Source organism: Flavobacterium cerinum (assembly GCF_024496085.1).
GTDB classification, from domain to species: Bacteria; Bacteroidota; Bacteroidia; order Flavobacteriales; family Flavobacteriaceae; genus Flavobacterium; species Flavobacterium cerinum_A.
In genome coordinates, this window is sequence record NZ_CP101751.1 from 3848386 (window position 1) to 3869748 (window position 21363).

Genomic DNA, 21363 nt, shown 5'->3' on the forward strand with positions numbered 1-21363 from the left:
CCTTTTACAATTATTTCCGTATAAAATTAAACCGCTTTTAAAGCTGTTAGCAACAAATCGATATCTTCATTTGTATTGTAGTGGCTTAATGAAATCCGCAGGCTCGGTTTTTTAACATCTGCTTCTGATAATATTTCAGCCAATACATGCGACGGCTTAACACTTCCCGACTGACAAGCACTTCCTCTCGACACTGCAATTCCTTTCATATCCAGATGAAACAAGATCATAGCTGTTTTATCATCCGAAAAAGGCAATAATACATTTACAATATTATAAAAACCGTTTTCACCTCCGTTAATCATTGCGCCCGGAAATGTCGTTTTCAGTTTATCTGTCAAATATTGTTTTAACGATGTCACGTGATTGCGTTCGGATTCTAAATTCAGATATGCTAATTCCAACGCTTTTGCCATACCGACAATCTGATGTATTCCTTCCGTTCCGGCACGCAATCCCTTTTCCTGTTCACCTCCGTATAATAACGGTTGTAATCCTGTATTTTTTCGGACAAAAGCAAAACCGACTCCTTTCGGACCGTGAAATTTATGCGCACTTGCCACGATAAAATCAACCGGTAATGCCTGCAAATCCATTTCCATTTTCCCTATTGACTGTACGGTATCCGAATGAAAATAGGCTCCGTATTGCTTACAGATCCGTCCGGTTCTTTCCAAATCCAGGATTGTTCCGGTTTCGTTATTCACATGAATCAGACTCACTATGGTTTTCAATTCCTGATCCAATAGTTCGCTTAAATGCGTAAAATCGACCGTTCCGTCGGCATTTAGCTTTACATAATCGACCTGAATAGCATATTCTTTTTGAAGTGCTTCAACCGTATGCAAAACCGCATGATGTTCCACTTTCGATGTAATGATACGGATTACGCCCAAATCTTTTACAGCCGATCGCAATATCCAGTTATCCGCTTCCGTACCGCACGAAGTGAATATAATCTCCTGCGCAGTCGCATTTAAATGCTTTGCTATGGACTTTCGAGCCGTTTCCAATAATACTTTAGCACTACGTCCGAAACTATGCGTAGAAGACGGATTTCCGTATTCTTCCGTCAGTACTTTCATCATTTCCTGAGCGACTTCCGGCCGAATAGCAGTCGTAGCCGCATTATCAAGATATACTTTTTTCATAATTATACTTCCAATTGTTTTTTAGTACGCTTAAATAGTAATTTTTCGTTAAAAACCACTATTGAAAGCAAGATCAGCGAATAGGCCAATAACTGCAATCCCGTTACCGGTTCTTTAAAATAGAAAACAGCTAACAGGAAATTAATGATCGGATTGATATAGATCATGATTCCCACCGTTGCCGAACTGACTCCTTTGAGCGCGTACAAATTCAAAAATAAGGGGATTATCGTAAACAACACAACGATTACGAATAAACAAATATAAAACAAACCTTCCGTTGGCAATGCTCCGCTATACACCGGATAAAACGGCAGCATAAATAATCCGGCGATCAACAACTGAACATTTAACAGCAGGAACTTATCCATTTCACTGTTCTTTCGTTGGCTAACTAAATATAAGGCATACGTAGCCGCCACAATCAAACTATAGAAGATATCCATAAAATGATTATAGGACAACAATACACAGCTAAAAACACTAATTCCTACAGCCGTCCATTGCCAGATACTCAATTTTTCCCGAAGAATAAAATAGGCAAAAACCGTAGTCAATATCGGACAGACCATATAAGCAAACGAAGCCGCTTTGACACTCACATGATTCATCACATAGATAAAAAAGAACCAGTTTGCCATTAACAGTAAAGCACCGCCGAAAGTCAGAAACAGAATTTGTCGTTTGTGATTCGGCAGCATATTTTTAAAAGCAGCAATATCTTTTTTGATAATCTGACCACGGAACAAAACGTTGATCAACGACATAAGGATAACGCCCAAAAAAACGCGGTAAAATAAAATATCGAGCGAAGGATAATGATGAATGGGTTTTAGTCCTAAACTGAAAAATCCCCAGATCAAAAAGGCTACAAAAGCAGCCAGGTAGTATTTTGTTGCTTTCATCAGAAAATAAAATTCGGAACAAAGGTAACGATTTCCCTTGCTCCGAATTCTATTTTAGGTTTTTCTTAATTATAATTAATGTCCGCTTTTGACTTCAATAACATCAACATCAATTTTTTGTCGGGCTAATATCGATTTTACGATAATAGCGAAGAATGTCAGGTAAGCGAAACACAGCACCGGAATCACATAGGAATTGTGAATTCCGATTATATCAGCCAGTTTTCCTTGAATCGGAGGAATAATACCACCACCCAGAATCATCATTACTAAAAATGCCGATCCCTGTGCTGTATATTTTCCTAATCCCATTAACGAAAGACTAAAAATAGCCGGCCACATGATACTACAAGCCAATCCACCGGCAAGGAAAGCATAAACAGCAACCATTCCTTCCGTTAAAAGTCCGGTTATCATCGCTGCCAATCCTAAACAACCGAAAACCATCAGCGTTCTTGCCGGTTTATCCTGACTCAGGAAAAAGGCTCCGATCTGAGCCAATACGCAAATTACATAATAGTAAAGCGGCGTTACATCCTGTCCAACCAGGCGATTCAACCTTAAAACTACCAAAAAGGCGATTAACGGCACCACAATTAAGGCTATCATTCTTTTTGTTTTACTCAGATTAAAAACACTTATAGCTCCGGCCCAACGCCCGATCATAAGACTCCCCCAATACATCGAAATATACGGAGCGATTTCAGAAGATTGATATCCGCCGAATTCCGGTAGTTTTAACAACTCACCAAGATTACTCCCGATAGCCACTTCCACTCCCACATAGGTAAAGATCGCTAACATTCCCAGAACCAATTGCGGATACTGCATGGCACCCCAACCTTCACTTCGTTTTAAGGCGCTTTGCTTCACAAATAACAATCCGCCGATGATCACGACTAATGCACCGGATAACCAATACATCCTCTCCTTTTCCAATGGTTTCTTCAGTTCTTTAATCTCAGCTTGAATCGTTTTTACTTTATTATCAATCTGCACATGATCCTCATTAACCGAGATATTCTTTTTTAAAGTTTCAATCTTTATTTCGAGTCCTTCAATTTTTTTCGCAGCTTCGCTTTTATAACTATTAAATACCTGCGTAAAAATCAACGCCAGCAATACTGTCATTACAATCAGAAAGCGCATTGCTTTTCCCGCTTTTTCCATCGGTTCATCCGAAACACCGGCCGGTACTTTTTTCGAAAAATAAAACATCGCCGCTGCTCCCAGAAATAACAAACCAACGCCAATATACAGCCAAATCACTTTATCCAATTCCAGATGTTTAATCTGTTCGTCTGTTACGGATGCTGTAGAACCAAACAAAGCAAGCCCTACCATAATCGGTCCGATAGTCGTTCCGAATGAATTAATTCCACCGCCAAGATTTACCCTACTGGCTCCTGTTTTCGGATCGCCCAATGAAATCGCAAACGGGTTAGCCGCAGTTTGCTGTAACGAAAACCCCAGAGCCACAATAAACAATCCGATCAGCATACCGAGATAGACATTACTTTTCACGGCCACGATCATCGCTCCGGCACCCAATGCAGAAAACAAAAGACCGTATACGATACTTTTCTTGTATCCCCATTTACCGACAACATCACTCCCTTTTAGCGTACCGAAGATAAACAACAGCAAAGCTCCCATATAATAGGCCGTATAAAAAGCAAAATCGATAAGCTGTGACTGAAATTGGTCGAGTTCGAAATAATGTTTACAGAAAGGAATAAAAATACTATTTCCGGCAGCAATAAATCCCCAGAAAAAAAACACGTTGATTAGTGTGTACAGTGCCGGGTAATTTGTCTTCGTTGACGATACATCCATAAGTACAGGAAGTTGATTTAGGTTAGTTATGCGTTTCAAATATAGCAATTAAGTTGAATTTCATTCGATCCGCCCGGAGTAAATACAAAAAAAGTTACTTTTGTTGGAAATTCTATAATCAAATGAAAAAAGTTTTTAGTGCATTTATATGCTTATTCCTTCTGAATAGTTGCGACGATGGGGACATTGTTGTAGAAACGTTTGACTTTGGCACTGCCGCCGTTCAAAAGTGTTCCAACAACGATATCTTACTTAAAACCAGCGGCAACCAGTTGATGCTTTTAAATATCGGTCCGGAGTATTTTAAAAATACGGAAGGAGTTCAAACCTATACTATTCTCAATTCTTCAGATATCATTTACCGTTCGTATACCGGTGCTGTAACCAATAGTTCCATTTGCGCAACAATTCCGCCTTCTACTCCTTCTGTAGTCGACGAATACAATGTAAGTCCGGGAGGAACCGTGCAGGTTACCACCACCATGATTCCGACTGTAGATGCAACATCGTTATCCACCCGAATCACTTATAGCCATTTGATCAAATTTAAAAACGTACAATTCGTTAATAATGCTGCTACTATTTCGTTCCCGGAATATTTATTCGGAACCTACACTTCGGCTAATAACGTACTGAGTTTTTCGTTTCCGAATGCTGAAATACAAACTTGTTCCTACAATAAAATATTCTTAAAAAACGGTGGTCAGTTTTTACTGTTAGATCTACCGGCAGGTTCCTATCCGAATCAGGTCGGAACGCAAACGATCAACTTAGGCGATACCGCCAAAGCCACTTACAGAATGTTTACCAGCACAACAACCAGCGTGGATTTTCCGGCTTCATTAGCCTGTTCTACAACCACACCTTCTCCGTTTGTTTTAAGCGAAGAATGGGTTGCCGATGAAGGTGTTGCTACCATCGTTACAACCGAAATTTTTGACCCGACAAACACTACAGTTATCGGCTACAAACACAACATCAAATTCCAAAATATCAAGTATAAAAAAGGAACACAATCCTTCACGCATCCGGAATTTACATTCGGTGACTACATCACCAACTAACATAACAATATTCTAAATAAAATAAAAAGGCCGGATTAATTATCCGGCCTTTTTTATTGACTAGCGATTAGGATTCTGTTTAAAATAAACCGCCGTTGCGCCCAGTCCGTATTTCTGATAATCGGCATCCTGAAAGACGATATTATCATAACGTCCAAGTAGAAAATCCAACTCCGCTTTTAAAATTCCTTCTCCGATTCCGTGAATAAAAACGATTCTCGGAATCCTGTTTTTCAATGCAAATTCGATCTGTCGTTGTGCCGTTTCCATTTGCAAAGTAAGGATATCATAGTTCGACATTCCTCTTTTAGAAGGCACTAATTTTTCGATATGCAAATCGATTTCCAGTACAAAATCATCCTTTCGGGAACGCTTTTCTTTTACAAAAGAGCGCTTTTTAGGCAGCTCTTTCTCTTTCAAAACGGCATCTAAAGTCATTCCTGAATTAAACACGTCTAACTTGCTGGATTTATCCATTTTAATTAATTCGTTGACAAAAAATGTCATCAAAAAACCATCCTTAGTTTCCACTAAAACCTGATCTTTTTTCACTTCTTTAACCACACCGCTGATATCCTCATCTAACGCTGCAACATGATCACCTACACTAAACATCCCTTTCCTCCTCTTCCTGATTTTTACCCGGAACCTTCTCCATCAATTTCATCATCCCGTAAAAGAAAATAACAACCGCTACTATCTGTACCCAAATGTTCGGATTGGGTTGCGTCTGTTCGTATAATGCCCACGCTCCCATTCCAAAAAACAACACTATATAAATCGTCTTCATAACTTGCTTTTTATTTTGATCAAATTTAATAAACTTTCGCTTCCGTTCTATTTTTCATTTTTCAGTCCTGGTTTTTCAATTTTTAAAAATAAAAAAGCAGCCCGAAGGCTGCTTAATATTCACAAACAATATTCTAATTATTTTTTACTTCTCGAACTGCTGTAAGGTTGTTGTAATGATACGAACACAATCTAAAAGCTGTTCTTCATTCATCACCAACGGCGGTGCAAAACGAATGATATTTCCATGTGTCGGCTTAGCTAAAAGACCATTGTCACGCAATGCCAAACAGATGTTCCAGGCCGTATCACTTTCTTCCGTATCGTTGATCACAATTGCATTTAAAAGTCCTTTTCCGCGAACCAAAGTACAGATCGTACTACCGGCTATATACTCGTTTATTTTTGCCCGGAACAGTTCCCCTAATTTTTCAGCATTGACAGCCAACTGTTCTTCTTCTACAACTTGCAAAGCTGCAATTGCTACAGCAGCCGCTACCGGATTACCTCCGAAAGTAGATCCGTGTTGTCCCGGTTTAATCACATTCATAACACCGTCATTTGCCAAAACAGCCGATACCGGATAAGCCCCGCCAGAAAGTGCTTTTCCTAAAATCAGGATGTCCGGTGTTACATTTTCATGTTGTACTGCCAATAGTTTTCCGGTACGGGCAATACCCGTTTGAACCTCATCCGCAATGAAAAGTGTATTATGTGCTTCACACAATTCTTTTGCCTTTGCTAAATACCCTTCAGACGGCACATACACACCTGCTTCCCCCTGAATAGGTTCAACAAGGAATCCTGCTACGTTTTTATTCGATTTAAGCGCATTTTCCAGCGCGTTGATATCATCATAAGGAATTCGGATAAATCCTTCCGTATACGGCCCGAAATTCTTTCGCGCGTTTTCATCATTCGAAAAAGAGATGATTGTAGTCGTTCTTCCGTGGAAATTATTTTCACAAACGATGATTTGCGCCTGATTTTCCGGGATACCTCTTTTTTCGTAAGCCCATTTGCGGCATAATTTCAATGCGGTTTCAACGGCTTCCGCTCCGGTATTCATCGGTAACACCTTATCAAATCCAAAATAGTCCGTTACGAATTTCTCATAAGCTCCAAGTTTATCATTATAAAATGCTCTTGAAGTCAAAGTTAACGTTTGCGCCTGCTCCATCATCGCATTGACGATTTTCGGATGACAATGTCCTTGATTTACGGCAGAATAAGCCGATAAAAAGTCATAATACTTTTTACCTTCCACATCCCATACAAAAACTCCTTCCCCCTTATTTAATACTACAGGAAGCGGATGATAATTGTGTGCTCCGTATTTATCTTCCAAAGCAATTGCTTCGGCTGAACTGATTTTTTCTAAAACTGACATGCTAAAATATTAGTTGGTTTAGTGATCTGATATTCCTTCTTTTAAGGAGAGAAATCATCCTGTATATGCCGTGCAATTTACTAATTCTATTTGAAAATTATATTCGAAAAACGAATCTTTAACGGTTTTCCATAACAAAAACAGTCCCAAAATCACTTTTCAAAACATTTGTTATTTTCACTACAATATGTTATAAAACCTACATTGACATTCCGTAAATATTTAATCATTTAATTAAGTCATGTCGGAACTAACTCGGTCACTATTGGACACAATTCGCCTTCGCACGCAATATCGACCTAGTTTTACTTCCAAACAAATAATCATTTTATGAACAAACATTTACTTTCATTACTGTGTGCCGTTTTTTTACTCAGCGGAAACATCAAAAGCGCAAAAGCGCAAACGTTTTCCGTCAAACCTTTTACCGCTATTTCCAAAGGACGATCACAAAACGGTCAGGGACCTGAAAAAAGCTATGACGGCAACAACAACACACTCTATCATTCTATCTGGAATACTAACCGAATCCCCGATACTTTAGATTATTATTTCACCAATGTTCGCAACATTGATTCGCTTACGTATACTCCCAGACAGGATCATTCTCCAAACGGTCGATGGGGCAATGTCGAGATATGGGCCACTTCAGCCTATTCGCCAAATTTCCAACTCATCACCACTGTCAACTGGCAAGAGACAAAAGACGTCAAAACTCTAAAACTCCCCGGAACCGGCATCAAGCACCCTTCTGCTATACGGTTTGTCGTAAAATCGGCATACGGGAACAACTCCAGCATTGCTGAAATGGCATTTTATTCGCCCTTTCCACAACATATTAATACTCCACATGTTTTTGAGGTTGACAGCAGTCTTGTTGCCAATCTGGGCGATATTAAAATACCGGTACAAAACGGTACTGCTTCTAATTACCAACCCGGCAGTACAATTGAACGGTCTTTTGACGGAAATCAAAGTACATTGTACCATTCCAACCACTCCAAAAGAACATTCCCCATTGCACTGGAATATGATTTTACAAATATTGATCAATTAGATTACATTGTGTATCATCCTCGAAGAGGGAATAAAAACGGGCTGTTTGGCCGTATTAAAGTAGAAGCCCGAACCAAAACCTCATCTTATCAAACCTTAATTGAAGCATTCGATTGCGAATTTAAAAACACACCTTCACTGATCCGTTTTCCCTCCGGATTTGCTAATCCGGCACAAGTTCGGATTACGATTCTAAGCGGTTACAACAACTTTGCGAGTGCTGCTGAAATCGAGTTCTATCAAAAAGGAACTTTAAAAAACGATTACCAAACTATTTTCGCCAATCGTTTATACAGTGAATTACGACAGGGTATTACACAACAAAGCATTGACACCATTTCTGCTCTTTTTTTTAAAAAACTGGCTCAGGATCTGTTAAAAGGGAATTACGATAAAAAATTCAGAATTCAAAGCTATTCCGCTATTCCGTCACCTTCAAAAACAAGAGAAAAACTTAACCTTGCATTTGAATATAGTCGTTATCAAAATCCGACCGGAATTGTATTTGAAAACAACAGTACTGCTATTATATTTGTTGATCAATATAATACGGATTTAGGGTTAATTTCTTTAAAGGTGAGAAATTTTGCCGATGAAACTTCAGGTCAGGAAAGCGCTTATATACTAAAACCCGGGCTAAATAAATTCACACTTTCCAATGGTGGTCTGGGCTATATTGACTATTACAGTATGGTTCCCGACTTACCAAAAGTCAAAATAAATATTGCAAGCGGATCCGTAAACGGTTATTTATCTTATGAAGACACTGTTGAAAACTGGCGCGAAAGAGTAAGCAGTAGTGTTTATCCTAAAATCGATTTGATTGGCAATCATGTCGGGATAAATATCTTAAAGCGTCCTTTACTTCAGAACGCATTGTTTAACGGAAAAGAAGTCCTTCAAAAATGGGATTCAATCGTTAAAATACAATTTCATCAAATGGGACTGGTAAAATATGACCTTGTTCCTCAAAATAAAATGTTTGCCTGGGTTGAATCAAAAAGCGGTTATTATGCCGTAAACAACTACGCTCATTTTGATCTTACATGGGGTGAACAGGCCATGACATCTGCGGATAATTTAGGAATATGGGGAATTTCACATGAATTCGGACATCAGAATCAAATCTTAAACGGTTTAAAATGGACCGGAACTACCGAAGTAACCAATAATATTTACTCGGCTTATACAAGCTACCTCTTCAACAAATCCAAGCTAACACGTTTAGAAACGGCTAATGATTTGTACCAAGACACACGATTAACCGGCAATCTATACAACATCTATTACAACGAGACCGGTCGAAAACAACAAAATATTATGAGTCGGCCAAATGTTTTTGAACGCTTAATTCCTTTCTGGCAATTACAACTCTTTTATGCTATTGCCGGTGCCGGTATTGAAGCGCCGACTTTAGAACAGGTAATGGCAAATAAAAATATAACCGGCAATACGGATTATGCCAATTGGCTTGGGATTACTGCACAAACTATTCGTAACCAAACAACAACTAATATCCCTAACGGTCAACAAATGATGAATTTCACGAAATATGTCAGCGATGCCGTACAACAGGACTTAACGGAATTTTTCACCAAAGCCGGTTTTTACACTCCGCTTGATGCTATTGTTAATGATTATACCCCGGCAAGAATTACTGTAACTGAAGCCGACATTGAAGCAGCAAAGGCCTATATTACTTCCAAAGGTTATCCGAAACCGCAATCGCCGGTTATCCATTATATAACGGCTCAAAATATGCATATGTACCAAAACAATTTATCCCCGGAAGGTATTCAAAACTCCGGATTTACAATAGACAGTATTACTGTTCCCGGAAAAATCTATTATAAAATAACACACGACGTATGGCAAAACGCAGTGGCTTTCGAAACAATTGACAGCAATAACGAAGTATTATTTATCACTACCTACGCTACCGGTGACCTCAGCAAACAAACTACAACAGTATTGTTTCCGGAAAATGCGGTGAACATACTTGCTGTCGGAGCAGACGGAACGCGATTACCGATACTAGATTCAGCCCGTTTACATCCCAACAAAACGTTTAATACAGCAGATTTACAGGAAGAGGAAGACCAAAGCAATGATGAAACAATAACAATAGCTCCAAACCCGGTAACTGACAATTTTGTTATAACGGTTGAAAATTCGCAAATCAAAGCAGGTAGTCTTGTCGATTTCAACGGACAGGTAGTAAAACAATTTCCCATAGAACATCAAACCCGTGTAACTATTTCCGATCTGAAATCCGGCATTTATTTTATTGTACTGGAAACATCCGACGGCTCCCGAATCGTAAAAAAAATAATGATTCATCATTTATAAGCTATCCCAACTATTTCTTTCTATTACCGGAAACGGTATTTTTCAAAAAAAGCACCTGAAAAGGTGCTTTTTATCATTTTATAACTGTAGTCTAAACTCGGCTTACATCATTACCTCATCGGCACTTGGTCCGTAGCTTCCCGGAATCGGGATGTTTAATAAACGAAGATATACGCCCAACTGAGCACGGTGATGTACGATCTGGCAATAGCTCATACGAATCACTTCATATTTAGAGGATGTGCTGTAAATCTGATCCCCGTTACGCAATGTCCATTCTTCCCAAAACTCTTCTTCATCGTTATTTTCCAATGCTTTTTTACCTTTTTCCAGCGATTCTTCAAAAAAGGTTAACAACTCAGCCGTATCTTTTACGTCTTTTGACACGTATGGATTATTCGCAAAATCAAGTTCACTGGTGGTTAAAGCCATTTCTACCCAGGTAGGCAATTCTGCAACATGAGAAGCCAGTACTTTCATTTTCATACTTTTCGGATGCGGTTGCCAGTCTAATTTATCCGTCGGCACGCAAGACAGCATTTTTCGGGTTACTGCTGCTTCTTTAATCATTTCGTCTTGTAACAATGTGATTAGTTTCATAGATGTATCGTTTTTTTGTTTAACAATACAAAGGAACGACCGGCTAGTGACAACCGTGTGTCAGTAGATTTTTAAACTTTATTCTTTTTTTAAAATTTTTTCAGCCAGTTCTTTTATCCGTAGTTTTAATGCGACCGGCTCAATGATTTCAGCATAATCCGCAAACATAATATACCATCGGGCAAATCCTTCATTAAGTGATTCGGTTAAAAATGTCATTTCAATTTCATTTCCGATTATCCGTTCACTTACGAAACCATAAAAATGTTTCCGTTCCTGTAAGTAAAGCCCAATTGTTTTATCCACACGGATAACCGCTTTTTCGCGTTTAAAATGCAAATCCTGTTTTTTTTCTTCCTGATATTTCTCAAGGGAAGCATGTTCTTTGCGGAAAGGCTCCATAGTGAGTAAAATAGCCACCATTCTATCCGCCCGGAAGTGCCGATATGCTTGTCGGTAATGACAATAGCCCACCGTATACCAATATTCATTTTCGTAGTATATCCCGATCGGCTCAATTAAACGTTCCGTATCCTGTTCGTTACCAAAAGCCCGATATGTCATTTTAACGATACGTTTTTCTGAAATCGCTTTTAAAAGCACGTCCAGACTATTATTAGGAGCCGAAGTGTTTTTTTTTCTTTTACGAACATGGATATGATCTTCCAATCCGGCTACCAGATCTTTTTCCGTACCTCGTAAAACCGATTTCACCTTATACATAGCAGAACTGAAATTATTCTGAATTGCGGTATCCGATAATTTTTCCATCAGTTTTTCAGCTGTTATAAAAGCCATAGCTTCATCCTGAGTAAACATAACCGGAGGTAAACGATAACCTTCTACAATTGAATATCCGATACCGGCTTCTCCATAAAGCGGTACTCCGGCTTCTTCAAGCGTTCGTATATCGCGATACACGGTTCGGAGACTAATATTAAACCGGTCGGCCAAATCCTGAGCTTTCACCACTCTTTTAGACTGTAACTGGATCAATATAGCCGTAATTCGGTCAAATCGGTTCATGGTTATACTATTTAGCGGTCAAAAATAAGACAAACGAAGACCAGTTCAAATTTTATTTTTAGCATTCCTTTTCCGGTTATTACCAGAATTAACATTGTGATCATTTTTAAGATAAAAAAACACCACAATCATAACTTTTTAAGAATATTAACATTATTTTTTACTAACACTACCTTTATAAGTTTGCCGGGTCTAACTAAAACAAACACAATGAAAATTAACAAAGGTATTTTAGGTCTTGTGGCCTTGTCGACCCTGTTGTCGTGTAATTCTGATGACGACACTAACAACACATCAGGAAACAACAATTCGCCGATCGAGTTAAAAAATTACTCCATTACTCCGGCTCTTATTAAAACAATGCCCGGTTTTACGTCATTGGAAACGTATTCTCTTTTTTCAAGTGAGGATACTTTTATCAACACTCCGGAATATGTTTTCGGCGGTTCTGCTGATGGTTCCGGTTTATTCAGAAATAATGACGGTTCTTTTACTTTCCTTGTTAACAACGAGGACAATTTTGCGGTATCCAAGATCACTTTTGATTCCCATTTCAAACCGGTAGCCGGAGAATATGTTTTAAATTCTGACGGATCCGGAAACCGACTTTGTTCTGCTTCTTTGGCTACTCCTGAAATCCACGGATTCGGACCTTTATTTTTAACAGCGGGAGAAAGCGGACCGGAATCTCAGATTATCGGATTGACGCCTTTCGACACAAAAGCAAACAACAGTACGCCGCGTCCGTTATCTGCTTTAGGAAGATGGAGTTCTGAAAATGCGGTTCCGTTACCTAAAACGGCTTATTCCGGGCAAACCGTAATCCTGATCGGTGATGATGATTCCGGAACTTACGGCGGTCAGTTTGTACTATATAAAAGTACTACCGGAGATCTGAACAACGGTAAAGTATATGTTATGAAAAGAACAGACGAAAACATGGCGGAACGCAGTATGACAGAAGGTAATACATATCCGGTTCAGTTTGTGGAAATTCCGAATGCTAAAACGAATACCGGAGACCAGAACAACATTCTTTCTCAAACTTTAAAAGCTATTCCGTTCGGACGTGTTGAAGATATCGACTACCGAAAAGATGCCGGAAAAGAACGTGAAGTTTATTTTAATGTAACCGGACAAGACAATACCGGATCTAATGCTGACTATTCCCGTTCTAAATACGGACGTATGTATAAATTGGTTTTAGATGCCAACAATCCGCTTTCCGGACAACTTACTTTGGTTCTGGACGGAGATAACCGTACGGGGAAAGCCGGTAAATTCCAAAATATCGACAACATCTGTGTAACGCGAAACTTTGTCTATTTACAGGAAGATTCTAACGGATACGGAAACGAAACGCACGATGCTTATATCTATCAATATAATATTGCTACCGGTGATTTAAAAGTCGTTTTTGAACTGGATCACAAACGCAATGAACCGGGCGATAAATATATGAGTGCTACATCTGCTTTAGGATCATGGGAATACGGAGCACTTATCGATGTTTCCGACATCATCGGTATTCCGGATACATTTATGTTGAGCATTCAGACGCACTCCTGGAAAAAAGATCGCTTCCAAGGTGTAGACGGTGGTAGTGTACGCCCGAATGAGAAACAAGGTAGCCAGGTTATTTTAATCAAAGGATTACAACGTTAATACGTCATCATCTATTATCAAAACTATTAGGAATGCGGTACCCACTGCATTCCTATTTTTCAATATATATTATATGAGATTACTTCTTATTACCTTTTCTTGCCTTTTACTCTTCACCTCTTGCCAAAACAAGCAACCGGAAAAATTAAACCCGGTTCAAAAAACACACTATTTCTTAAAGGACAACTATATTGCTTTTGCCGATGAGGTAAAAACGCTTTATGATCTTACGCTACAAAATACACCCGTCGAATCACTTCAAAAGCAATTTAAAAAAGCCCGGCTCGGTTATAAAAATGTAGAAAGTCTCGTTACGTTTTATTATCCCGAAGCCTCGAAAACGATTAACGGTGCGGCTATCGATAAAAACGACGTACACGAAACGAGTCGGAAAATTGAAGAAGCCACCGGTTTTCAAAAAATTGAAGAAAGCTTGTTTACCGAAAACCCGGATCGTGATGAACTACGTAAACAAACCGGTATTTTAAACGGACTTGTACAATCGCTTCGCGACGACTTTGCGCTATTGGAACTAACCGACAGCAATATTTTTGAAGCGCAGAAATTACAAATGCTGCGAATGATGAGTCTCGGCATTTCCGGTTTTGACTCCCCTGTAGCCTTCCATTCTCTACCGGAAGCCATTACGACATTAAAAAGTATTCATTCTGTTGTTTCCCTTTTTTCCGATAACACTAAATTGGATACTCTTATCGCAAAGAGTACTGCTTATATTGAACAACATCCGGATTTCAACAACTTTAACCGCGCCGATTTTATCGTGGATTATTGCATTCCTATTTCAAAAGCTATTCATCAAATACAATTCGATTTAAAGATTCCTAATAATCCGATACCCACTGCAATTGATTTTAGCAAAGCAACAGTTTTTGAAGAAGGGGCTTTTAATCCTGATTTTTTTGCTCCGGCTTCTAACAAAAAACCGTCACCCGGACAAATTGCTCTCGGGAAGCAACTCTTTTTTGATCCGTTATTAAGCGGTAATAATAAAGTATCTTGTGCCACTTGTCATATTCCCGAAGCTGCTTATGCCGATCACAAAACAAAAGCAGTAAACGGAAGTACCTTATCCCGAAATACGCCTACCTTATTAGCATCGGCTTATCAGAATGTACAGTTTTTAGACGGTCGGGTTGCCTATTTGGAAGATCAGGCTAAAAATGTAATTAATAACAAAGACGAGATGCACGGTAGTTTTGCAGAAGCTTTACGGAAAGTTCAAAGCAATTCGGCTTACCAGTCGGCATTTAAAAAGGTATTTAAAGACAATACGGTTACAGAGGAAGCCCTTTTAAAATCATTAGCTTCATTTGTACGGTCACTTTCCAAAATGGATTCTAAGTTTGATGCTTATTTACGCGGTAAAAATCAGCTGACTGTTCGTGAGAAAAACGGTTTTAATTTATTTATGGGTAAAGCCAAATGCGCCACTTGCCATTTTTTCCCGTTGTTTAACGGTAGTGTGCCTCCTTTTTATAATGAAACCGAAAGCGAAGTATTAGGTGTTCCGTCACGTCCGGTTATTCAAAATGCTATAATTGATTCCGATTTGGGCGAATATCTGATTACAAAAGCACCTTTAAAAAAATATGCTTTTAAAACCCCAACGGTACGCAACAGTGCCATTACTTATCCGTATATGCATAATGGTGTTTATCAATCGCTGGAGGCCGTAATAGATTTTTATAATCGTGGCGGAGGTGCCGGCATAGGAATTTCGGTCGACAATCAAACCCTTCCACCGGATGAATTAGGTCTGAATCAAACCGAAATCAGCGATCTTATTTTATTTATTAAAACATTAGATAGCCCGAAAACGACTTTATATTAATTTTTTCGCGCTTCAAACAAACCGATCAATTTTGTAACCGTATTCCAGTTTCGGGAAGTTGCCGTTACTTTTAGTTTGTTCTCAATCCAATTATTATTCATTTTGGAATTACCGGCCGGGTTTTCATAACACAGATATAAGGCCCGGCGGTCTTCCGAAAATCGGAATGTATCCGGCTGGACAAAATTCGGATCAAGCTTACTTTCATTTTCCGGCAACGGTTCTGTAGCCAGAAAAGCTACATAGAGTTGTTTTACCGGCATTGCAAATTCATTTAAATACGGATTATTATGAAAGATTTGTAACAGACTTTCTTCCGAAACAGCCACAACCGGTACTTGAAAATTATATTTCTCCAATAACAATGCTGTGATCTGTTGTTCGATTTTTTCCGGATTCGCTTCCGGAGTATCGACAAAAATATTTCCGCTTTGGATATAGGTCTGTACATTTTCGAATCCGGCTTCGGTTAACAAGTTCCGAAGGTCTTCCATTTTAATGATCTTCTGTCCCGAAACATTAATTCCTCTTAACAACACCAGGTGTGTGTGCATAATTGTTGCGTTTTTTTAAGATTACCGTAAACTTAGCTCCTTTGTCGGCTCCATCGCTTTCGGCCAATATCTTTCCGTTGCTTCGTTCTACTATTTTACGGCACAAATATAATCCAATTCCCGTTGACGGTTCTTTATTGGTTCCCAAACGGGAATACTTAGTGAATTTCTGAAACAGTTCTTCTTTTGTCTCATTTTCAAATCCCATTCCTTTATCCGCCACAATAAAAACAATACTGTCGTTTTCTTCCATAATATATAAGGTGATTTCCGAATCTGCATATGAAAACTTGATTGCATTATCGACCAGATTCATCAAAACCCGTTGCAGGTATTCCTCTTTCATCACCACATCAATTTTTTCCACTTCTTTTACGACCTGTAATTTTAGATTTTTATGCTGTAGCTTTTGATGAGAGACTTTTTCAATCAATTCGATAATTTCATCCAAGCGGTATTCCTGATTTTCTGTAGCCGATCTGGAAAAGATTTCTTCCTCGCGTAACAATTCTATAAAGCTTTCTAAAAATTCCAGCTGATATGTCGTGGATTCCATTATTAATTCGGCATAATTTTTCACTTTATCTGAAGGCTCTTCCTCCAAAATAAAACGAGCTAAAAACTGAGGAGTCGAAGCAAAATTTTTCAGGTCATGCGACAACAATGAAATAAGGTCTTTTTTTTCGCTTAACAGGTCTTCATTTTCATTAATCCTCATCTGTAAATTCGTCAGCAATGTTCCGACTTCATCCGTATACCGGGTTGGAAGTGACGGGATAATCCCTCTTTCACTATATTTAATTAAGGCTTCGGAAGCGATTTCCATTGGTCGGACTAATTTTCGCAATATCCATAATGTAACTCCGGTTGCCAATAATGTCAGTACCAGGGTAAGAGCAAAAAGTGTAGGCGGAGAAATACTATTCGGATGAAAAAGGATGTACACCACAATACCGATTAGCGGGATATGAATCCCTAAAAAAGCTATGAAAAGGAACTTAAGCACATAACTTTTTCTTAAAAAAGGTATATGGGACAACCATGTATATAATTTCATAATTTCTGGGGCAATTACTTCATTAATTGTATCAAATATAAATATTATGCTTGTACAATTTGCACCGTCAAATAAAAAAAGTATGTTTTCGCATTTTACAAACACAACAATCCTTATTTTTGCCACATGGGAAGAAAAAGAACAGATAAAATCGTTTTTGATACAGTAAAAGTCCTTGATGCAGGTGCAAAAGGCGTATCGGTTGCCAAAGCTCCGGATGGAAAAGTAATTTTTATTCCGAATGTGGTGCCGGGTGATGTAGTTGATGTACAAACCTTTAAGAAACGCAAGTCTTATTACGAAGGAAAGGCTGTACATTTTCATGAATTTTCAGAGTACCGGGTAGCTCCTGTTTGTGATCATTTTGGTGCCTGCGGAGGCTGTAAATGGCAGAATATGAATTACGATCGCCAGTTATTTTACAAAAATCAGGAGGTTTATAATAATTTAAAACGAATCGGAAAAATTGAATTACCGGACTTTGAGCCTATTCTTGGTTCTGAAAAGCAATTTTTCTACCGTAATAAAATGGAATTTTCTTTTTCGAATGCCCGATGGTTAACCGAAAAGGAAATTCAGAGCGAAGAAGATTACAGCAACCAGAATGCATTAGGTTTCCATATCCCAAGAATGTGGGATAAAATTCTGGACATTAGTAAATGTCATTTACAGGAAGATCCTTCTAATGCGATCCGTAATGAGATTAGACGTTTTGCTAATGCGCATAACCTTCCGTTTTTCAATCCGAGAAACCACGAAGGTTTATTACGTACCTTAATGATCCGTACGGCTTCAACCGGCGAAATCATGGTATTGGTTCAGTTTTATGAAGAAAACAAGGAGCAACGCGAATTATTGTTAAACTTCCTTGCTGAACGTTTTCCTGAAATCACCTCGTTACAATACGTAATCAACAGTAAAGCTAACGATACATTATACGATCAGAATATTATACTATATAAAGGTAGAGATTATATCCTGGAAGAAATGGAAGGTTTGCATTTTAGTATTAATGCCAAATCATTTTACCAGACCAATTCCGATCAGGCTTACGAATTATATAAAATCACCCGTGACTTCGCCGGATTAACCGGAAACGAACTGGTTTACGATTTATATACCGGAACCGGAACCATTGCTCAATTTGTCTCTAAAAAGGCGCGTAAAGTAATTGGAGTAGAAGCCGTTCCCGAAGCTATTGCCGATGCGAAAGAAAATGCAAAACGCAATTCCATTACAAACTGTGATTTCTTTGTGGGAGATATGAAAGTTGTATTTAATGAAGCTTTTATTGCCACTCACGGAAAACCGGATGTTATTATTACCGATCCGCCTCGTGACGGAATGCATAAAGATGTTGTGGATCAGATTCTGAAAATTGCACCGGAACGTGTGGTATATGTTAGCTGTAATTCGGCTACTCAGGCCCGCGACCTTGCTTTAATGGACGAAATGTATAAAGTTACCCGTGTACGCCCGGTTGATATGTTCCCGCAAACGCATCACGTGGAAAATGTTGTACTTTTGGAAAAACGTTAATGATCCTGATGAGAAAAATAAAAACTTTAGTTGTCGCTTTTATCCTGGCTCATTCTTTTTGGAGCTGTGAGAAAGATGATATTTGTGCCGATGGTACACCTACTACACCTAGTGTTGTGATTGAGTTTTACGATATAGAGAACCCTACCGTTTTAAAAAATGTGACCAATCTTAAAGTGATTGCCGAGGGAATGACTGACGGAATTATTTTTAATCCGTCAGCACAAAACGATGCAAAATATCTGACCAACGGGAATAAGATAAAAATTCCGTTGCGAACAACACAGGACAATACAACTTATCGTTTTATTTTAAATGCTAACAGCACCAACCCTTCTGAGATTAACGAAGACACGCTTAGTTTTAACTATTCGCGAACAGATGAATACGTTTCCAGAGCATGTGGTTATAAAACCGTTTTTCAATTAGATGCTGACAATCCGGTATTGTCAGCAACAGATACCAATCCATGGATCGGATCAAGAATAATCCAACAATCAAATATTCAAAATGAAAATGCGACACACCTTAAAATCTATTTTTAGTTTTGTCCTTTTAGGGTTATCTCTGAATCTAGCCGCTCAGGATTCTATTCCAAAGAAAACGGAGCGCTATGGTATTCGTGTGGGCGCCGATTTGAGTCGTTTAGCACGTTCTTTTTATGAGAAGGATTATCGCGGTTTCGAAATCGTGGGTGATTACCGACTTTCTAAAAAAATATTTATTGCTGGCGAAATCGGGAATGAAGATCTTACCGAGAACGAAGCGCAATTAAGTTTTACAACTAAAGGAAGTTATTTTAAAGCCGGATTCGATTTCAATGCTTATGAAAACTGGCTGGATATGGAAAATATGATTTATGCCGGAATGCGATACGGAGTCAGTTCTTTTAGTCAGCAATTAAATTCCTATGCGATTTATAATACCAATCCGTATTTTGGTCAGGATATACTAACTCCCAATCAGAAATTTGACGGATTAACGGCACATTGGGTAGAATTTGTTGCGGGTGTAAAAGCTGAGCTTTTCAGCAATCTGTTTTTAGGTTTTAGCGTACGAATGAATTATCTGGTTTCGAATAAGAAGCCTGAAGGTTTTGACAATCTTTATATCCCCGGTTTTAACCGAACCTATGAAGGAAACTTCGGTGTCGGTTTTAATTATTCTCTTTCTTATTTTATACCGCTTTATAAAACGGCAAAAAAAACAGAATCAACTCAAAAGAAATAATTTAAAAGCAACGGAAACGTTGCTTTTTTTGTTTATTTTTAGATTATCATCCGTTAATTCTATTTCAAATGAAAAAAATAGCTATTCTTTTCTTTATCATTAGTTTTGTTTCTTGTCAACCCAAAAAAGACAATACTGATAATAGTAAAGAACAAAAAGCGACTGTTGACTATACTGTAGCTGTAAAGTTTATTTCTGATTATGTTACTACTCTTGAAAAAAACAAAGATGAGAACACTACAATTCAATGGATAGCGAATAACGGAATGCTTACCGCTGATTTTAAAAACCGATATAAAGAATTGATGGATAATGCCCGTAAAGACGATCCGGAATTGGGTTTGGGTTTTGATCCTATTTTAGATGCACAAGATTATCCTGATAAAAATTATGTCATACAAGCTATTGATTCCGTTACCGGTTTTGTAACCGTATCTTCAAACGATTCGGAAGATTTTCAGGTTATTCTAAAAGTCGTATCAGACGGGAGTCAGTCAAAAGTTGAAGGATCCGGTGTTATAAACATTCCGGAAGATCAAAGAGCACCGCGATAACAGTATAATTTTCGATACCGTAATCAATTTGATAAAGCTTTCCTAAAAATCATATTGATCTACCACTTTTCCTTTTCTATATTTTTTTGCATTTAAAAAAAATGAACCGTCTTCTTTTTTTTAAAAAAATCTTGATAATCGAATCTTTATTTCTGACATCATTATAGCCGTTTATATAAATCTGTTTTGTTATAATTTTATTACCATGGTGTTCTTCTAGTACTCCTTAATAAAAATTGTTACAGTGTTTTATTATTAAAATTCTAATAAACAATTTTAACCTTCATATTAATCCCCCTTCCATCCCATTCTTTCCTATTTATCAATTCTTTAAAATAAATTTCAAATTCATCCTTAGCTATAGAATCTAATTCACGGCTTACATAATATTTAAGGCAGGCTGTGGCAATATGCCGTTTCAAAGGAGTATCATCAAGACCTATAAAATACAGTCGTTTAGGTGCTTTTTTATAAGCTTCTTTACCAATCTCCTTTGCTTTTAAAATATCCTTATATCGCATATCATTATATGGATTTGAAGATTTTTCAGAAGTCGTTATTAAAAGAATGCTATCATTTTTATAACCTTCTTCAATACAAGAGAAAAAAACCTGATTTTTAAACCCTTCAATCCAATCTTCAGCTTGTATTTTATATGTAAATCCATAATATTTATCTAACGATCTATACGAATTACAGGCCGAAAATAACAGTATAACGATAATAATTTTTATTTTACTCATTTT

The 21363-nt window shown here is 38.0% G+C and carries 19 protein-coding genes; 8 read left to right on the forward strand and 11 right to left on the reverse strand.

Features of this window, described 5'->3' with window-relative positions:
- Nucleotides 1–26: 26 nt before the first annotated feature.
- From NOX80_RS17450 to NOX80_RS17460, 3 genes are all read right to left on the reverse strand, one after another.
- On the reverse strand, nucleotides 27–1151 hold the full coding sequence (locus NOX80_RS17450) for a cysteine desulfurase family protein (RefSeq protein WP_256551094.1): 1125 nt from the start codon (nucleotides 1149–1151) through the stop codon (nucleotides 27–29).
- Between the two features lie 2 nt (nucleotides 1152–1153).
- Nucleotides 1154–2056: an EamA family transporter gene (locus NOX80_RS17455; protein WP_256551095.1), complete on the reverse strand. Its 903-nt coding sequence runs from the start codon at nucleotides 2054–2056 to the stop codon at nucleotides 1154–1156.
- A gap of 75 nt (nucleotides 2057–2131) precedes the next feature.
- Complete coding sequence (locus NOX80_RS17460; protein WP_256551096.1) at nucleotides 2132–3892, reverse strand: MFS transporter; 1761 nt, start codon at nucleotides 3890–3892, stop codon at nucleotides 2132–2134.
- Nucleotides 3893–4014: 122 nt separating this feature from the next.
- On the opposite strand from NOX80_RS17460, the gene NOX80_RS17465 reads away from it, so the two are divergent.
- Nucleotides 4015–4956 (forward strand): hypothetical protein, encoded by a 942-nt coding sequence (locus NOX80_RS17465; protein WP_256551097.1) that lies wholly within the window; start codon nucleotides 4015–4017, stop codon nucleotides 4954–4956.
- A gap of 60 nt (nucleotides 4957–5016) precedes the next feature.
- Here the strand turns inward: NOX80_RS17465 and NOX80_RS17470 are convergent, their stop codons facing one another.
- The 3 genes from NOX80_RS17470 to rocD all read right to left on the reverse strand — a co-directional run bounded on the left by NOX80_RS17470 (nucleotide 5017) and on the right by rocD (nucleotide 7135).
- Nucleotides 5017–5571, reverse strand: coding sequence for a Smr/MutS family protein (locus NOX80_RS17470; protein ID WP_256551098.1), 555 nt, complete (start codon nucleotides 5569–5571; stop codon nucleotides 5017–5019).
- Nucleotides 5564–5746, reverse strand: coding sequence for a hypothetical protein (locus tag NOX80_RS17475; RefSeq protein ID WP_256551099.1), 183 nt, complete (start codon nucleotides 5744–5746; stop codon nucleotides 5564–5566). Before NOX80_RS17475 ends, NOX80_RS17470 begins: the two co-directional genes overlap by 8 nt.
- Nucleotides 5747–5890: 144 nt before the next feature.
- The gene (gene rocD / locus NOX80_RS17480; protein ID WP_256551100.1) at nucleotides 5891–7135 is read right to left on the reverse strand and encodes an ornithine--oxo-acid transaminase; all 1245 of its coding nucleotides are present in this window, start codon (nucleotides 7133–7135) and stop codon (nucleotides 5891–5893) included.
- A gap of 330 nt (nucleotides 7136–7465) precedes the next feature.
- On the opposite strand from rocD, the gene NOX80_RS17485 reads away from it, so the two are divergent.
- Entirely contained in the window at nucleotides 7466–10540 is a 3075-nt protein-coding gene (locus NOX80_RS17485; protein WP_256551101.1) for a M60 family metallopeptidase, read from the forward strand.
- A 102-nt stretch (nucleotides 10541–10642) separates the two neighbouring features.
- Here NOX80_RS17485 and NOX80_RS17490 read toward each other — a convergent pair whose 3' ends face one another.
- Nucleotides 10643–11140, reverse strand: coding sequence for a DinB family protein (locus tag NOX80_RS17490; RefSeq protein ID WP_256551102.1), 498 nt, complete (start codon nucleotides 11138–11140; stop codon nucleotides 10643–10645).
- 78 nt (nucleotides 11141–11218) lie between these two features.
- The gene (locus NOX80_RS17495; RefSeq protein ID WP_256551103.1) at nucleotides 11219–12166 is read right to left on the reverse strand and encodes a helix-turn-helix transcriptional regulator; all 948 of its coding nucleotides are present in this window, start codon (nucleotides 12164–12166) and stop codon (nucleotides 11219–11221) included.
- A 210-nt stretch (nucleotides 12167–12376) separates the two neighbouring features.
- Here NOX80_RS17495 and NOX80_RS17500 point away from each other — a divergent pair, with 210 nt between their 5' ends.
- Nucleotides 12377–13831 carry an alkaline phosphatase PhoX gene (locus tag NOX80_RS17500; RefSeq protein WP_256551104.1) on the forward strand — a complete coding sequence of 485 codons (1455 nt, stop codon included), beginning with the start codon at nucleotides 12377–12379 and terminating at the stop codon, nucleotides 13829–13831.
- Nucleotides 13832–13904: 73 nt separating this feature from the next.
- Complete coding sequence (locus NOX80_RS17505; protein WP_256551105.1) at nucleotides 13905–15683, forward strand: cytochrome c peroxidase; 1779 nt, start codon at nucleotides 13905–13907, stop codon at nucleotides 15681–15683.
- Here NOX80_RS17505 and NOX80_RS17510 read toward each other — a convergent pair.
- Both NOX80_RS17510 and NOX80_RS17515 read right to left on the reverse strand, forming a co-directional pair.
- Nucleotides 15680–16237 carry a DUF1697 domain-containing protein gene (locus NOX80_RS17510; RefSeq protein ID WP_256551106.1) on the reverse strand — a complete coding sequence of 186 codons (558 nt, stop codon included), beginning with the start codon at nucleotides 16235–16237 and terminating at the stop codon, nucleotides 15680–15682. The genes NOX80_RS17505 and NOX80_RS17510 overlap by 4 nt on opposite strands.
- On the reverse strand, nucleotides 16203–17294 hold the full coding sequence (locus NOX80_RS17515; RefSeq protein ID WP_256551107.1) for a sensor histidine kinase: 1092 nt from the start codon (nucleotides 17292–17294) through the stop codon (nucleotides 16203–16205). The genes NOX80_RS17510 and NOX80_RS17515 overlap by 35 nt, the downstream gene beginning before the upstream one ends.
- A gap of 126 nt (nucleotides 17295–17420) precedes the next feature.
- Here NOX80_RS17515 and rlmD point away from each other — a divergent pair, with 126 nt between their 5' ends.
- From rlmD to NOX80_RS17535, 4 genes are all read left to right on the forward strand, one after another.
- Nucleotides 17421–18833 (forward strand): 23S rRNA (uracil(1939)-C(5))-methyltransferase RlmD, encoded by a 1413-nt coding sequence (rlmD, locus tag NOX80_RS17520; protein ID WP_256551108.1) that lies wholly within the window; start codon nucleotides 17421–17423, stop codon nucleotides 18831–18833.
- Between the two features lie 8 nt (nucleotides 18834–18841).
- Nucleotides 18842–19378 (forward strand): DUF6452 family protein, encoded by a 537-nt coding sequence (locus NOX80_RS17525; protein WP_256551109.1) that lies wholly within the window; start codon nucleotides 18842–18844, stop codon nucleotides 19376–19378.
- Nucleotides 19344–20063, forward strand: a complete 720-nt coding sequence (locus NOX80_RS17530; RefSeq protein WP_371926061.1) for a DUF6048 family protein — start codon at nucleotides 19344–19346, stop codon at nucleotides 20061–20063. Before NOX80_RS17525 ends, NOX80_RS17530 begins: the two co-directional genes overlap by 35 nt.
- 68 nt (nucleotides 20064–20131) lie before the next feature.
- On the forward strand, nucleotides 20132–20617 hold the full coding sequence (locus NOX80_RS17535; protein ID WP_256551110.1) for a hypothetical protein: 486 nt from the start codon (nucleotides 20132–20134) through the stop codon (nucleotides 20615–20617).
- Between the two features lie 263 nt (nucleotides 20618–20880).
- On the opposite strand, the gene NOX80_RS17540 is transcribed toward NOX80_RS17535, so the two are convergent.
- Complete coding sequence (locus NOX80_RS17540) at nucleotides 20881–21360, reverse strand: hypothetical protein (protein WP_256551111.1); 480 nt, start codon at nucleotides 21358–21360, stop codon at nucleotides 20881–20883.
- Nucleotides 21361–21363: the final 3 nt, after the last annotated feature.